This window comes from Kitasatospora sp. NPDC059722 (genome assembly GCF_042733235.1).
Taxonomy (GTDB): Bacteria; Actinomycetota; Actinomycetes; order Streptomycetales; family Streptomycetaceae; genus Kitasatospora.
Map to the genome: position 1 here is coordinate 57,980 of NZ_JBHWGD010000014.1, position 13,896 is coordinate 71,875.

Annotated in this window: 14 protein-coding genes and 1 pseudogene; 11 read left to right on the top strand and 4 right to left on the bottom strand. The window is 72.2% G+C overall.

Going from position 1 to position 13,896, the window contains the following annotated elements:
- Nucleotides 1–114: 114 nt before the first annotated feature.
- A complete protein-coding gene (locus ACFV4F_RS11980) occupies nucleotides 115–564 on the bottom strand; it encodes a hypothetical protein (RefSeq protein ID WP_380501854.1) in 450 nt (149 codons plus the stop codon).
- A 150-nt stretch (nucleotides 565–714) separates the two neighbouring features.
- Between ACFV4F_RS11980 and ACFV4F_RS11985 the strand changes: the two genes are divergently transcribed.
- The 7 genes from ACFV4F_RS11985 (at nucleotide 715) to ACFV4F_RS12015 (ending at nucleotide 6,548) form a co-directional block, all read left to right on the top strand.
- Nucleotides 715–1,374 carry a sigma-70 family RNA polymerase sigma factor gene (locus ACFV4F_RS11985; RefSeq protein WP_380501856.1) on the top strand — a complete coding sequence of 220 codons (660 nt, stop codon included), beginning with the start codon at nucleotides 715–717 and terminating at the stop codon, nucleotides 1,372–1,374.
- Between the two features lie 90 nt (nucleotides 1,375–1,464).
- Nucleotides 1,465–2,196: a YoaK family protein gene (locus tag ACFV4F_RS11990; protein ID WP_380501858.1), complete on the top strand. Its 732-nt coding sequence runs from the start codon at nucleotides 1,465–1,467 to the stop codon at nucleotides 2,194–2,196.
- Between the two features lie 208 nt (nucleotides 2,197–2,404).
- Nucleotides 2,405–2,806 (top strand): CU044_2847 family protein, encoded by a 402-nt coding sequence (locus ACFV4F_RS11995; protein WP_380501860.1) that lies wholly within the window; start codon nucleotides 2,405–2,407, stop codon nucleotides 2,804–2,806.
- Between the two features lie 10 nt (nucleotides 2,807–2,816).
- Nucleotides 2,817–3,746, top strand: coding sequence for a trypsin-like peptidase domain-containing protein (locus ACFV4F_RS12000; RefSeq protein WP_380501862.1), 930 nt, complete (start codon nucleotides 2,817–2,819; stop codon nucleotides 3,744–3,746).
- A complete protein-coding gene (locus ACFV4F_RS12005) occupies nucleotides 3,733–4,713 on the top strand; it encodes a hypothetical protein (protein ID WP_380501864.1) in 981 nt (326 codons plus the stop codon). Before ACFV4F_RS12000 ends, ACFV4F_RS12005 begins: the two co-directional genes overlap by 14 nt.
- Before the next feature lie 35 nt (nucleotides 4,714–4,748).
- On the top strand, nucleotides 4,749–5,609 hold the full coding sequence (locus ACFV4F_RS12010) for a substrate-binding periplasmic protein (RefSeq protein ID WP_380501866.1): 861 nt from the start codon (nucleotides 4,749–4,751) through the stop codon (nucleotides 5,607–5,609).
- Between the two features lie 93 nt (nucleotides 5,610–5,702).
- A complete protein-coding gene (locus ACFV4F_RS12015; RefSeq protein WP_380501868.1) occupies nucleotides 5,703–6,548 on the top strand; it encodes an SAM-dependent methyltransferase in 846 nt (281 codons plus the stop codon).
- A 66-nt stretch (nucleotides 6,549–6,614) separates the two neighbouring features.
- Here ACFV4F_RS12015 and ACFV4F_RS12020 read toward each other — a convergent pair whose 3' ends face one another.
- The 3 genes and pseudogenes from ACFV4F_RS12020 to ACFV4F_RS12030 all read right to left on the bottom strand — a co-directional run.
- A complete protein-coding gene (locus ACFV4F_RS12020; protein ID WP_380438319.1) occupies nucleotides 6,615–7,586 on the bottom strand; it encodes a hypothetical protein in 972 nt (323 codons plus the stop codon).
- 123 nt (nucleotides 7,587–7,709) lie between these two features.
- Entirely contained in the window at nucleotides 7,710–7,916 is a 207-nt protein-coding gene (locus ACFV4F_RS12025) for a hypothetical protein (protein ID WP_380438321.1), read from the bottom strand.
- Nucleotides 7,917–8,150: 234 nt separating this feature from the next.
- Nucleotides 8,151–8,234, bottom strand: a pseudogene (locus ACFV4F_RS12030) (LysR family transcriptional regulator); the annotation flags it as partial.
- A gap of 102 nt (nucleotides 8,235–8,336) precedes the next feature.
- Between ACFV4F_RS12030 and ACFV4F_RS12035 the strand changes: the two are divergent.
- From ACFV4F_RS12035 to ACFV4F_RS12050, 4 genes are all read left to right on the top strand, one after another.
- Complete coding sequence (locus ACFV4F_RS12035; protein ID WP_380501870.1) at nucleotides 8,337–8,867, top strand: SDR family oxidoreductase; 531 nt, start codon at nucleotides 8,337–8,339, stop codon at nucleotides 8,865–8,867.
- A 208-nt stretch (nucleotides 8,868–9,075) separates the two neighbouring features.
- Nucleotides 9,076–10,104, top strand: a complete 1,029-nt coding sequence (locus ACFV4F_RS12040) for a glycosyltransferase family 2 protein (RefSeq protein WP_380501872.1) — start codon at nucleotides 9,076–9,078, stop codon at nucleotides 10,102–10,104.
- A 126-nt stretch (nucleotides 10,105–10,230) separates the two neighbouring features.
- Nucleotides 10,231–11,439: a serine hydrolase domain-containing protein gene (locus ACFV4F_RS12045; RefSeq protein WP_380501874.1), complete on the top strand. Its 1,209-nt coding sequence runs from the start codon at nucleotides 10,231–10,233 to the stop codon at nucleotides 11,437–11,439.
- A 246-nt stretch (nucleotides 11,440–11,685) separates the two neighbouring features.
- Entirely contained in the window at nucleotides 11,686–13,737 is a 2,052-nt protein-coding gene (locus ACFV4F_RS12050; protein WP_380501876.1) for a transglycosylase domain-containing protein, read from the top strand.
- Nucleotides 13,738–13,896 lie beyond the last annotated feature (159 nt).

The following is a 13,896-nucleotide window of genomic DNA, read 5'->3' on the forward strand; positions in this document are numbered from 1 at the left end:
GCCCTCGCCCGAGCGCCGCCGCCGGGGGGGCGGGCGGGCGGGCGGGGGGGGGGGGGGCGGGGGGGGGGGGGGGGGCCCCCCCCCCCCCCCCCGCTCCGCCTGCCGCGCGGCGCGTCAGTCCGTGAGCTCGAACCGCGCGGCGATCTCCTCGATGAGCGGCAGGTGCTCGTCCCAGGTCGCGCTGCCCATGCCGAGGATGAAGGCGGCGTTGCCGCGCACGGCGAAGTACTCCCGGGTGCGGTAGATGACGGCGCCGCTGCCGTGCCGGGTGAGGAAGTCCAGCGCGACGCCTTGGCGTCCGCCGAACCGGGCCTCGGTGCGCGTGAAGTCGCCGTAGCCGTGGGCCTCCAGTTTCTCCTGGGCGACGTCCGCGACCTTCTCGGCGGTCATGTCCCTGGCCGGGACCTTGAAGACGATCAGGTTCCGGCCGGGGCCGCCGGTGGCCCGCAGGATCTCCGGACCGTTCGCCGGGACGGGCGGCATCGCCTCCCAGCCGGCCGGGACGTGCAGGACGGCGCCGTACGGGACGATGGCCAGGGGCTTCCAAACAGTGGTGTCGGACATGGTGCGGGCCTCTCGGTTCGGTGCGGTTCTCGTGTTGCCGGAGGTGATACCGGGAAACCGCGGCGCTGCGAAGCTCGCATTCGGCGCGCCGCCCGGTATCGGTACCCGGTGACAGCAGGACGTGGGCCCGACCCGGGGAGACGGAGCACGATGAGCAACCACGAGGTGCGGGAGCGGCTCGTCACCGCGCACGGTCGCCTGGTCGAGCGGGAGGTCGCCCGCTACCGCACCTGGCACCTCGACCGCGCGGACCTCCGCCAGTCCGGCATCCTCGGTCTGCTGATCGCCGCCCACCGCTTCGACCCGGACCGCGGCGCACCCTTCGCGGCGTACGCGCACACGTGGGTGCGGAAGGAGATCCAGCGGGCGATCGCGCAGCAGGAGTTCCCGGCCGTCGTCCCCGCCGACCTGGTCGGCCGGACGGTGGCACTGCGCGGCGCCCTCCGGGACAACGCCGACGACCTCGGCCTGGCGGCGGCGGCACTCGGCATCTCGCCGGGCACGGTGGCCGCGCTCCACCGGCAGCTGCGCACGGTCGCGCCGGAGGAGGACGAGGAACCGCCGGCACCCGGCCTCGGCCTCACCGATCCCGAACGCTCGGCCGTGGCAAGGGACTTCGCGACCGTCGCCCGCAAGGCCCTGGCACGTCTCGACCGGCGCGAGGCCGACGCGCTCGTCCTGCGCTACGGCCTGGACGGCGAGCCGGAGCGCTCGTTCCGCGAGGTCGGCCGGGCCCTGGGCGTCTCCGGCCACACCGCGAAGGCGCTCGTCACCCGGGCCCAGACGGAGCTCCGGCGGCTCCTGGACTGACGCCGGGCGGGACCGGACCGCCAGTGCCGGGCGTCCCCCGAAGGAGCCGCACGGACGGCGCACCCGCGACGGCCGGGGCAGGCTGGCCGCATGAGGGTCGCTCCGGGGCGCGGTGAGGCGCTCATCGCCGGCGTCATGTTCGCCCTGACCATGGTGGCCGGCGCGGTGGACGCGATCACCTACCTCGGGCTCGGGCACGTCTTCGCCGCGCTCGCCACCGGGAACGTGCTGCTGCTCGGCTTCGGGGTGGCGGGTACGGCGGGGACGCCGCTCGCCGCGCCGGCGGCGGCGCTGGGGGCGTTCACGGCCGGGGTGCTGCTGGCCGATCGCGTGATCGTGGGCCGGCTCCGCGAGGGCCGGCGCTGGTTCGTGTCCATGCTGGGCACCGAGGCCGCGCTCATCGCCGCCGCCGGGGCCTGCACCATCGCCGCCGACGGCGCCGAGCGGCTGCCCACGCACGGGGTGGGCCTCCTCGTCCCGGTCCTGGCGGTCGCGATGGGCTGGCACAGCCGGATCATGGACCAGGCGCGGATCCCGGACATGCCGACGACGGTCCTGCAGACGGCCCTGGTGAAGGCGATCGTGGACACCCTCGCGTTCCGGCCGGCCGTACGGGCGGTGCCCCGGCTGACCCGGATGCGCCGGGTGGCGACGGTGGCGGGCATCCTGCTCGGCGGCGTCGGCGGGGCGCTGCTGCTGCGGCTCGGGGCCGGTCCCGGGCTGCTCGCCGTGGCCGGCTTCGAGGCGGCGGTCGTGGCGCTGTACTCGCGTGCTCCCCGCCTCCGGCCCGCCGACGGTGACGCTCCGGCGGCGACGGGCTGAGGACTCCTGCCCTGCCCCGGCCGCTCCGTTCGCCCGCGGTAACGATCCGGTGACGGGTGTGCACGGTGCGTGCAGGCGAGGATAGTTGGATGCGCTAATCTGACTAGCCGCCACCGGACCTGACGCCTCATCAGTCACACTTCTGATCGGACGCGACCGGACCAGGCGCATGTGCACCGCAATTCGACCTCCTAGGGACGTGACGTGCATGGCAGACCCCACCGGCTCCGCGGGCTCCACCGGTTCCACCCCCGAGACGATCGAGGTCCACCTCGCCGACGGCACGACCGTCTACGCCGCCGTCCGAGACCCCCGGCCGGGAGGTGACGGCCGGACGGGACGCGACTCCGGTGACGCCGGCGCCGTCTCCACCGCCGTGCGGCACACCTTCGACCAGGTGCGCGAGACCGTCCAGGCCGTCGGCCAGTGGGCCAAGGACACCGCGGTGAAGTGCGGCGACCCGTCCTCGTTCGAGGTGGAGTTCGGGGTGACGCTCTCCGTCCAGGCCGGGCGGCTGATCGGCGTGCTGGCCGAGGCGGGCGGCGAGGCGAGCCTGAACGTCCGGCTCACCTGGGACCGCGCCGGCTCCGGCACCCCCACCGCCGCGTAGGGCGGCCCGCGTGGTCCTGAGAGCCGGCGGCCCGCACGACCCCGCCGTCTGGCTCGCCGACGGCGCCACGACCTTCCTGGGCAGCGGCTTCTTCGTCGCCCCCGGACTCGTCGTGACCTGCGCCCACGTCGTCCACGGACGCCGGCCGGTCACGGTGCACGGCGCGCTCGGCGCGGAGGAGGTCCTCTCCGTCGACCTGTGGCCGCCCGACCGGCCCGCCGGCAGCGCCTACTACCCCGCGCCCGACCTCGCCGTGCTGCGCACACCCGTCCGCGAGGGGCGGCCGGTCGCCGTCCTCGCCGCGACGGAGGCACCGGCCGGTACGGAGCTCTCCGCGCACGGCTTCACCACGGCCACCCCGGCGGACGGCGTGCAGCCGGACACCGCTCGGCTGACGGTGGCCGGGCTGTCGGGCGGCTTCGTCCGGCTCGTGAACGGGTGGATCCGCAAGGGGCTCAGCGGGAGCATGGTGGTCGCCCCGGGCAGCGGGCAGGTGGTCGGTGTGGTCAAGGGGACCGAGGACGACGGCGACCCGGTGGGTGGGTGGATGACCCCGGTCGGGCAGCTGCGCGCGCTGCTGGACCTGCCGACGGCTGCTGCGTGCCCGGCTGCCGCGTACCGCATGGCGGGCCGCCAGGAGTGGGCCGACGCGCTGTTCCGAATACCGGCGCTGGACGACGAGCGGGTGCGCCACGACCTCGTCCGCCGGATCAACGACACACTCCCCGCCGAGCAGGGCATCCGTCCGCGCGGCGACTCGCTAGCCCTGCCCCACCTGGAACTGATCGCCGGCGCCTGCCTCGACAACCTCGCCCCCTGCGACGCGCTCCGCGCCCTGGTCGCGGCGGTCCGACGGCTGGCCGGCGGGCACCGGGCGGTGGGCGACCTGGAGCTCCTGCTCGCGACGAGCTGCGGAGGGGGCACACATGCGGCAGCTTGACGAGCGCGCGGTGCACGTCCTGGCGGCGGCGTTGAAGGAGATCCCGCTGCTGGAGAACGGGGACCGGCGCGCCGATCTGGTGCACAGCATCCGGGAGGCACCCGGGGTCGTGGAGTTCGAGGTCACGTTCGACAACGCGACGCACACGCACCTCACCCGGATCACCCGGTCGTGCATCCGGCACAGCAACGCGCCCGCCGCCCGGCAGGCGCTCTACGAGGAGGCACGGCGGCTCGCCGGCGGCCAACGAGCGGTCTCCTGGCTGCGGTTCTTCAACGTCGTGCTCGAATCGCGGCATACGGACGGCTTCAAGGAATGGCTGCTGGACAACGGCGGTCTGCTGCTGGCGCAGGGCTGGGGGAGCAGCACGGCGCCCGGGGTGCCCGATCCGCTGAGCGAGTTCACGTGGCTGGTGGTCGGCGGGTCGGAGGCGCAGATCCGGGAATTCTGCAGTTCCATTCCCGGCCTTCCGAGCTCCGTCACGATCGCCATTCCGACGCCCCACGGCGACGAGCCGGAGCCCCGGGAGCCGAAAGCGCGGAGCCGCCGCACGTGGTGGTTGGTCGGCGGCGTCGGCGCGGTCGTTCTCGCGGTGGTGGTCTGGGCGATCGTCTCGGCGGGCGGCGACCGGCCGGCGGTGCCGGTGCCGGTGGACTGGCACGGCAGCGAGCTCTCACGGGGCGTTGGTGCCACGTCCACCCTCTACACCACGGTAAACGTTCCCGCCGGCCGCACGCGCGTGGAGATCCCGCTGAACCTGAGCGACAAGAACCCGGACAGCGGCGAGTGTCATGAGACGACCGTGGAGATGACGATCGGCGGCTGGAAGTCGGGCCCCCGGAAGCCGGGCTCGGTGGTGCGGGCGAATGTGCCCGCGAACCAGTCGAGCGTGGACCTGGCACTGACTCTGAGCCCGACGGGCTGCACGTTGTTGGTCAACATCCACACCGTCGACTTCAAGGACTGAAGGGCTTCGCCGTGATCGCCGGACACCGTTTGCGCATGCTCGCCGTGACCGCCGCCGCAGTCCTGCCGCTCGCGCTCGCCGCCTGCTCCTCCGGACCGGAACGGCCGGCGCCGTTCGATCGGACGGTCCGGGTCGGGTTCAAGACGGCGGCCCCCGGCATGTCCGTCCAGGACCCCAACGGCATCTTCCAGGGCTTCGAACCGAGGCTGGTGGCCAAGGTGCTGGGCGACGCGGGCGTGCCCTACTCCTCCGTCCCGCTCTCCGCGCAGACCTGGGCGGACGCCCTGCTGGACGGCAACACCAACCACAACGGCGCCGACGTCGTCGTGGCGGACATCTCCGACACCGCCGAGCGCGAGCAGACCTTCGACCTCGCCGGCCCGTACCTGAAGACGCCGCTCGGCGCCCTCACCCTGGCCGCGCACCCGGTCGCGGTGCAACGTCAGGAGGACCTGACCCCGCTGCGGGTCTGCACGATCGCGAAGACCACCGCCCGCGCGCTGATCGACAACGAGGTCAAGCCCAAGGTGTCGGTCGACGCCCTCTTCCCCGACGACTGCCTGAAGGCGCTGAACGACGGCACCGCGGACGTCTTCGTCTCCGACTACCTCGTCCTGCGCGGCATGGCCGTCAACGTCAAGGTGAACGGCCAGGCCCCGTACGCGATGGCGGAGGGCCGGTTCGGCAAGGTGCAGACGCTGGTCGCCGCACTGCCCCCGGGGCACACCTCGGCCTGCCAGTGGCTGCGGGGCCGGCTCGACGCGTACGTCAAGAGCCAGGCGTGGGCGACGGAGCTGCGCAGCAACTTCGCCTTCGGCCCCGACGTGTCGGACGACAACCTGCGCCAGGACTTCCAGCCGCTGATCAGCGCCTCGGACAACCTCTGCGCGAAATGACCGGGACGGTCCGCCGGTTCGTCCACGAGTGATCTTCCAACTCACGTACAGTCACGGGGAGGTGGCGGAACGGCGCGAGGAGGGTGCGGCGGCATGGCCGAGGAGAGCATCGCGGACGCGGTGGAGACGGTGCGGCGGTACTACGGGAGCAGTGAGGTCGACGGGTTCTACTCCGCCGTGTGGGGCGGGGAGAACATCCACACCGGCATCTACCTCGACGCCCACGAGCCGGTCGGGACGGCGTCCCGGCGGACCTGCGAACGGGCGGCTGCGAAGGTCGCGCACCGGCTGCCTACCCCGGGGGTCACGGTGCTGGACCTCGGCTCCGGGTACGGCGGGCCGACCCGTTTCCTGGCCGGGACGTTCGGCTGCCGGGTGACGGCGCTCAACATCAGCGAGCCGCAGAACGAGCGCCACCGCCGCACGAACGCGGAGCGCGGGCTCGACGGACTGATCGAGGTCGTGACCGGCTCGTTCCAGGACATCCCGTTCCCCGACGGGCACTTCGACGTCGTGTGGTCGCAGGAGGCGTTCTGCCACAGCCCCGACCGCGACCGCCTGCTGAGCGAGGCGGCCCGCGTCCTGCGGCCGGACGGCGACCTCGTGTTCACCGACGTCATGGCGGCGGACGGCGTCGCGCCCGAGTCGCTGCGCGAGGTGGTGGCGCGCCTCCAGGTGGAGAGCCTCGCCACCCCGGGCTACTACGAGAAGCGGCTGCCCGAAGTCGGCCTGAGCGGCGTGGACTTCGACGACCGCAGCGAGCAACTCCTCACGCACTACGTCCGGCTGGAGGAGGAGACCCGCCGCCAGGCCGACTCCCTGCGCGACCTCGTCGGCCCGGTGTACCTGGAGGGCCTGCTGGAGAACCTCCCCCGGTGGGTGGCCGCCTGCCGAGCGGGCCGCCTGAGCTGGGGCATCTTCCACGCCCACGGCGACTGACCGCCCGGGCCCGCGGCCGGCCCCGGTGCGGGGACCGGCCGTGGGCGTCGGGGCCTCGGCGACGTGTCAGTGCTCGTCGTCGAGGTGGATGGCCAGGATGTTCGGGGTCGTCTTCGTGAAGTAGGCGCCGTTGGCCACGTAGGCGGTGCCGTCGTGGATCACCAGGGAGGTGGGGTTCTGCAGGCCGTCGTCCTTGCGGACGACGGTGTAGGTGTGGTCGGGGTGGATCCCGGGGTGGACGCGGACCACCTCGTTGCTGCCGTTGAGCGCGGCCAGGAGCTCGTCACCGTGGCCGGTGAAGGCGAAGTCGTCGACGGTGGACAGGTTGTCCGCCCGGACCTCGGGCCGGCCGGACCGGCCGTCCCGCAGGATCGGGATCCGCACGATCGTGCCATTGACGGAGTTCGAGACCCAGACCGCGTGGTGGTGGAGCTTCAGGCCGTTGGCGCCGAAGCCCTTGGCCGCGAGCAGGGCGTCGTCCGAGAAGACGGTCGGGGTCCCGCCGGTGGTGGGCACCGTCCAGACCCGGCCGAGGGCGCTGTCGCTGATGTAGAGCAGGCCGCTGCGCCCGTCCAGCGCGATGCTGTTGGGCAGACTGTTGTTGGGGAGCTGGGCGACCTGCTCGGGGGTCGTCGTGTGCGGGCGCAGCCGCCAGACGCCGGTCTGGTCCGTGTCGCCGTTCGCGTACAGGAAGAACAGGGTGCCGTCCTGGGCCCGGACCAGGCCCATGGTGACCGGGTGGCCCACCAGCGGCGTGCCGCCCCCGGTGCCGTCCGGTACGGGCATCTGCACCAGGATCCGCACCCGGCCGTCGGTGCCGACCCGGGCCACCTGCTGGGCGAGCGAGAGCGTCACGTCGAAGGAGCCGTCGGGCTCCTGGACGATGTTCTCCGGCGTCTGCTTCAGCTGGTCGCCGTAGGTGAAGCAGGCCACGACGTCGGGTGAGCCGCAGTCCGTCGCGGCCGCGGAGGCCGGCGCGGCGGCGAACGTCGCGAAGGCTCCTGCAGCCAGGGCGAGAGTGGCCGCTCTTGTCGTCAACTTCTTCAAAGCATCCCCCTGATACGTATGGTGACCATGTGTCAGGCCACCAGACTCATACGATGATGCTCAAAGTAGCAGCCGTGACTGAGGGGAAAGCCGGGAAGGAGGTTTCCATGCCTGTCAGGAAGCGGGCGGCGCGGGAGGGTAGTTGACGACGTCGCCGGGCGGGGCGACCTCGTCGTCGCTCCGATGTCCGTGGACGCTGCTCGGCCCAGCGTGCTCGGGGGCCCCGTCGGCCGAGCCCGGGGCCGTCATGACACCGGCCGCGCCCAGGGCCGCGAACGTGATGGACGCGGCGGAGACGCCCCGTTGCCAGGGAAATCTCAATACCCCTCCTGCGGGTCGCACCGGTCGGGCCACCTCGACTCGGCTTCGGTGGAGCACAAACCGTACTGCCCGCCCCTGGGACCTCGGGTATTCCGGTCCGTTGATCCCTCGATCGGATGATTCCGCGTTCGAGCGGTTCAGGCGGAGTCCCGGCCCGCCGCCGCCACAGCGGCGGCGCGGCGCAGCGCCGTCGTGGCGATGAACAGGAACTCCGGTGATCCGCCGCGCCTCCTCGTACAGCTCCCGGGCCGCCCGGCCGAACTGCCCGTGCTCGGCGACCGCGGTGAAGTAGCGGAGTTTGCGCAGATCCAGGTCCAGCTCCGCACGCTATCAATGCACTCCCTGCACCGATGCCCGCACGGCATCAATGCGGACGGAAGGGCATTGGACGGCTGCCGGGACGCTCCGGAGACTCGGGCCATGACCGACACTCGCACCGACACCCGCACCGAAATCCGCACCACCGCCCTCGTCATCGGTGCCTCCCGCACCCTCGACCTGCTCTTCGTCAACGCCGCGATCACCCGCGGCGACTTCCCGATCGGGGACGTCCCGACGGACGTGTTCACCGAGGTCATGGTGACCAACGCGCTCGCCCCGATGCGCGTCGTGGAGGTGCTCGGCCCGCTGGTCGCACCGGCCGGGACCATCGGCGTCATGTCCTCCGACCAGGGCAGCCTCACCCTCGACACCGACGGCGGCCAGGACCTGTACCGGGCCGGCAAGTCCGCGCTGAACCAGCTCATGCGCTGCTATGCTGCCCGCCACACCGCCGACGGCCGGACCCTGATCCTCATGGACCCGGGCTGGGTGCGGACCGAACTCGGCGGCCCCGAAGCCGATCTCAGCGTGAAGGAGAGCGTTCCCGGCGTGGCCGGGACGATCGAGCAGCACCGGGGCACGCCCGGTCTGCACTTCGTCGACCACCAGGGGCAGGCTGTGCCCTGGTGACCGTCGGCGGAGTGGCCCCGCGGCTCGACCCCGGTCGACCACGTCCGGCCACGGACACAACGGCAGCACCGGAACGCAAACTGGAATCCGTCCGCTGTTGGTCCGACGGTCGCGCGTGTTCTCTACACTGGGGCCACCGCAGATCACTGTAGGTGATGGAATCGCCGGCCCTGCCCGGCCCGTCCGCCTCTGAGCGAAAGGCCGTCCGATGGCCCCGCGTCTGTCCGTCGTCGTCCCGATCTACAACGTCGAGCGCTACCTCGAAGAGTGCCTCGACTCGATCGCGGGCCAGTCCTTCGAGGATTTCGAGTGCGTCATGGTCGACGACGGCTCGACCGACGACAGCGCCCTCCTCGCCAAGGCGTACGCCGAGCAGGACCCCCGCTTCCGGCTGGTCCAGCAGGCGAACAAGGGCCTCGGCGCCGCCCGCAACACCGGCTGGCGCCACCTCACCCCCGGCACCGAGTACCTGACCTTCGTCGACAGCGACGACACCCTGCCGCCGCACGCCTACCAGCTCATGATCCGCACGCTGGACGACACCGGATCCGACTTCGCCACCGGCAACGCCATGCGCCTGCGCACCAGCGGACTCACCCCCTCGCACGGCCACCGCCGCCCGTTCCGCGAGACCCGGCTGCGCACCCACGTCAGCGAACTGCCCGCGCTCGTCACCGACCGCACCGCCTGGAACAAGGTCTACCGGCGCTCGTTCTTCGACGGCGCGGGCATCCTCTACCCCGAGGGCCTCCTGTACGAGGACGCCCCGGTCAGCGTGCCGCACCACTTCCTCGCCGAGCGCGTCGACGTCATCTCGGAGCCGATCTACCACTGGCGGGTGCGCGAGGACGGCGCGCTGTCCATCACCCAGCGCAAGACCGACCCGCGCGGCCTGATCGACCGGGTCCGCTCGATGGAACTGGTCCGGGAATGGCTGACGGCCCGCCCCGAGCCGCAGTTCGCCGAGCACCTGCGCGCCTACGACCGGAACTGCCTGGTCGAGGAGATCCCGATGTTCTTCTGGTCCCTCCCGGACGGCGACCGCCCCTACTGGGAGGTCTACCAGCGGCACGTCAGCCGGCTGCTCCTGGCCATCGGCTCCGAGCAGTTGGCCGGGCTGAACGCCCAGCTGCGGCTCAAGTACAGCCTGACGCTGGCCGACCGGATGCGGCGCTTCGTGGCCCTCCAGCGCCTGCACCGCATCGTCCGCCGCACCCGCCAGGCCGCCCGCCGCTGAGCCGGGGGCCGTGGGCCGGGGCCGGGCGTGGTGTGCGTGCTCCGGCCGCGGGCCCGTCCCGCCCGTACGGCGTAGCACCGAGTGTCGGAGGCCGGACGGCCGGGCGCCGGTGCACATAGTGCGGTCATGACCCGCATGCGCATCGCCGCCCTCTGCACCGCGACCCTGCTCGCCTCCACCCTCCACCTGTCGGCCGGGCCCGCGACGGCCGCCGGGCCCGCGCACCCGCAGCACGGGTGCGCCGCCTCGCCCGACCCGGGGAGCGGGCAGGCCGGGAAGGTGCTCGACGCCGTCCGCCGGGCGAAGGAGGAACTCGACCTCAACTCCGTCCTGCTGAAGGTGACGGTGGACGGGCGGGAGGTGGTCACCGGGGCGGTGGGGGAGTCCATGACCGGGGTGCCGGCCACCGCCGACATGCACTTCCGCGTCGGGTCGGTGGCGTTCTCCTACATGGGCGTGGTGCTCCTGCAACTCGTCGAGGAGGGGAAGGTGGGCCTGGACGACCCGGTGTCGCGCTGGCTGCCCGACCTTCCGCACGCCGAGGAGATCACCCTGCGGATGCTCGGCTCCACCACCTCCGGGCTGCACGACTACGTCCCCGACCCGGTCTTCCAGAACGCCTACCTCGCCGACCCGTTCCGGGAGTGGACCGAGGCCGAGCTCGTCGGCGTCTCCACCGCCCACGACCTCTGGTACGCGCCCGGCACCAACTGGAGCTACTCGCACGCCAACTTCATGCTGCTCGGCGAGGCGCTCGCGAAGATCACCGGCGAACCGCTGGACGGACTGCTGCGCCGACGGGTGATGGACCGCCTCGACCTGCGTCAGACCCGCAACGGCTTCACCCCCGACCTGCCGACCCCCGTGCTGCACGGTTTCACCGCGGCGCGCGGCCGCTACGAGGAGGTCACCTTCTGGAACCCGTCCTGGACCGCCGCGCGCGGAGCGGTCCTCTCCAGCGACATCTGCGACCTGGCCCGCTCCGCGCAGGCCATCGGCGCCGGTGAACTGCTCTCGCCCAGCAGCTACCGGACGCAGCTGAACCCGGGGACGGTCGGCCTCGGGCACGCGACCAAGACCTGCCCGGCGGACATCTGCAGGACCAACACGGAGGCCGAGCACTTCGGCCTCGGGGTGTTCGTGCGGAACGGCTGGGTGCTGCAGAACCCGTTCCTGCCCGGGTACGCCGCCGTCCAGGCCTATCTGCCGGACTGCCGCCTCGCGATCGCCGTCGCCACCACCCAGGGCCCCGCGACGACGGACGGCCAGCCGGCGCAGACCATCGCCGCCCGGATCTCGGAGCTCCTGGCCCCGGACCACCCGCTGGCACCCTGAGGCACCCTTCCCAGCCGTCGGCGCCCCCGTGGCCGCTCCTCCGGAGTCGACCGCAGCGAGCGGCCCGGGTGTGCGCCACCACGCCGGAATGTACGCACGACTCCTTCACAAGGCTCCGCCGTCCCGGCCGGGTTCCGCCCCTGCTGAGGCCCGTATTCCGCCTCGTAGCAAGGCTGTGACAAAGGAGTGACAGGGCTGCGCGGACTTCTGTTCGGTTCTCTCATGTCGTGCACGTATGGTCGCCACATGCGAGAGAAGCGGCGGGGAACAGGTGTGAACAAGCTCGGGGCCGGTGTGCGGCTGCTCGGTGTGAGCGGCATAGCCGGGGTGGTCGTGGCGGGCATAGCCCTGCCGGCCGTGGGGGCCGTCGGCCTCGGGGCGCAATCGGCCGCGGATGACTTCCAGAACCTCCCGGACGACTTCAAGACCCCGCCGCTGTCCCAGGCCTCGACGATCTACGACGCGCAGGGCGGCGTGATCGCCACCGTCTACGACCGCGACCGCACGATCGTCCCGGGGGACCAGATCTCCCCGCTGGTGAAGACGGCCCTCGTGGACATCGAGGACAACCGCTACTTCGAGCACGGCGCGATCGACCTCAAGGGCGTCCTCCGGGCCCTGAACAAGAACGCCGCCACGGGCAGCAGCCAGGGTGCCTCGACGCTCACGCAGCAGTACGTGAAGAACGTCTTCGTCGAGGAGGCGGGCGACGACCCGGCGAAGGTCCAGGAGGCGCAGCGGCAGACGGTCGGCCGCAAGATCCAGGAGCTGAAGTACGCGATCAAGGTCGAGGAGACCCTCAGCAAGGACCAGATCCTCACCAACTACCTGAACATCACGTACTTCGGGCAGCACGCCTACGGCATCGAGGCGGCGGCCCACCGCTACTTCGGCGTCCACGCGAAGGACCTCACCCTGCCGCAGGCCGCGCTGCTGGCGGGCCTGGAGCAGTCCCCGAGCGGCTACGACCCGGTGGCCCACCCGGACGACGCCAAGACCCGGCGCGACACCGTGCTGAAGAAGATGGCCGAGTTCGGGCACATCACCAAGGACCAGGAGCAGCAGGCGATCGCGAGCCCGCTGGGGCTGAACATCCAGTCGTCGCCGCAGGGTTGCATCACGGCCAAGCAGGGCGAGGGCTTCTTCTGCGACTACGCGCGCCAGGTGGTGCTGACCGACCCGGCGTTCGGGAAGAACGCGGCCGAGCGGAAGGCGCTGTGGAACCGCGGTGGCCTGCAGATCCGCACCACGCTCGACCCCAAGGCGCAGGCGGCGCTCAACGACTCGGTGACCAAGGGCGTGAACCCGGGCGACCTGGCGGCGACGGCGATGAGCATCGTCCAGCCGGGCACCGGCAAGATCCTCGCGATGGGCCAGAGCCGCCCGTACGGCGTCGACGACTCCAAGCACGAGACCCAGATCAACTACAACGTCGAGAAGTCGATGGGCGGCGGGTCCGGCTTCCAGACCGGGTCGACGTTCAAGCCGATCGTCGCGGCGGCGGCCCTGGAGGCCGGCATCGCGCCGAACCAGAGCTACACCACGGACTACAGCATCCCGTGGCCGGCGATGAAGGACTGCAACGGCGGCAAGTTCCCGTCGACCGAGTCGCTGCACAACGACAGCCCGAACCTCAAGGGCCAGTTCGACATGAAGACGGCGATGGCGCAGTCGGTCAACACCTACTTCGCGAAGCTGGAGGCCGACGCCGGGCTGTGCTCCGTCGCCCAGATGACCAACAAGCTGGGCATCACGGCGCAGGCCGGCGGCGAGAAGCTCCAGGTGGTGCCGTCGATGACGCTGGGCAGCAACTCCCTGACCCCGCTGGAGATGGCGAACGTCTACGCGACGTTCGCCGCGCACGGCACCTACTGCAAGCCGACCGCGATCACCGCGGTGACCGGCCCGGACGGCAAGCAGCTGGCGGTGCCGGACGCGAACTGCACCTCCGTGATGTCCTCGGACACGGCCGACACCGTCACCACGATGCTCAAGGGCGTGGTCGAGGACGGCACCGGCAAGCCGGCCGGTCTCTCCGGCCGCGACAGCGCGGGCAAGACCGGCACCACCAACGGCAGTCGCCAGGTGTGGTTCGTCGGCTACACCCCCGAGATGGCGGGCGCGACGGTCGTCAGTGACACGGCCGTCCAGAAGCCGCTGGACGGACAGCGGATCGGCGGCCACGTCGTCGACCAGGCCTTCGGCGGCACGCTGGCCGGGCCGATCTGGAGCGGTGCCATGGACGGCGCGCTGAGCGGTGTGCCGGCGGGCACGCTGACGACGGTGCCGCTGCCGTAGCGGCGGACTGCCGTAGCCGTCGGATTGCCGCGGCCCCCCCCCCCCCCCCCACCCGGGGGGGGGGGGGGGCCGTTCCGGGCGTAACCCGGGGGGGGCGGCTAATAGGGGTCGGGGGCGGGGGGCCGGGGGTACCGCCCCAGGGGGGGCCCAGCCGAAGTC

Bases quoted from the DNA above. Each gene is read 5' to 3' on its own strand.
- ACFV4F_RS12050 (WP_380501876.1), top strand. From the start codon at position 11,686: ATGCGAGAGAAGCGGCGGGGAACAGGTGTGAACAAGCTCGGGGCCGGT.
- ACFV4F_RS11995 (WP_380501860.1), top strand. From the start codon at position 2,405: ATGGCAGACCCCACCGGCTCCGCGGGCTCCACCGGTTCCACCCCCGAG.
- ACFV4F_RS11980 (WP_380501854.1), bottom strand. From the start codon at position 564: ATGTCCGACACCACTGTTTGGAAGCCCCTGGCCATCGTCCCGTACGGC.
- ACFV4F_RS12045 (WP_380501874.1), top strand. From the start codon at position 10,231: ATGACCCGCATGCGCATCGCCGCCCTCTGCACCGCGACCCTGCTCGCC.
- ACFV4F_RS12015 (WP_380501868.1), top strand. From the start codon at position 5,703: ATGGCCGAGGAGAGCATCGCGGACGCGGTGGAGACGGTGCGGCGGTAC.
- ACFV4F_RS11990 (WP_380501858.1), top strand. From the start codon at position 1,465: ATGAGGGTCGCTCCGGGGCGCGGTGAGGCGCTCATCGCCGGCGTCATG.
- ACFV4F_RS11985 (WP_380501856.1), top strand. From the start codon at position 715: ATGAGCAACCACGAGGTGCGGGAGCGGCTCGTCACCGCGCACGGTCGC.
- ACFV4F_RS12040 (WP_380501872.1), top strand. From the start codon at position 9,076: ATGGCCCCGCGTCTGTCCGTCGTCGTCCCGATCTACAACGTCGAGCGC.
- ACFV4F_RS12005 (WP_380501864.1), top strand. From the start codon at position 3,733: ATGCGGCAGCTTGACGAGCGCGCGGTGCACGTCCTGGCGGCGGCGTTG.
- ACFV4F_RS12010 (WP_380501866.1), top strand. From the start codon at position 4,749: ATGCTCGCCGTGACCGCCGCCGCAGTCCTGCCGCTCGCGCTCGCCGCC.
- ACFV4F_RS12035 (WP_380501870.1), top strand. From the start codon at position 8,337: ATGACCGACACTCGCACCGACACCCGCACCGAAATCCGCACCACCGCC.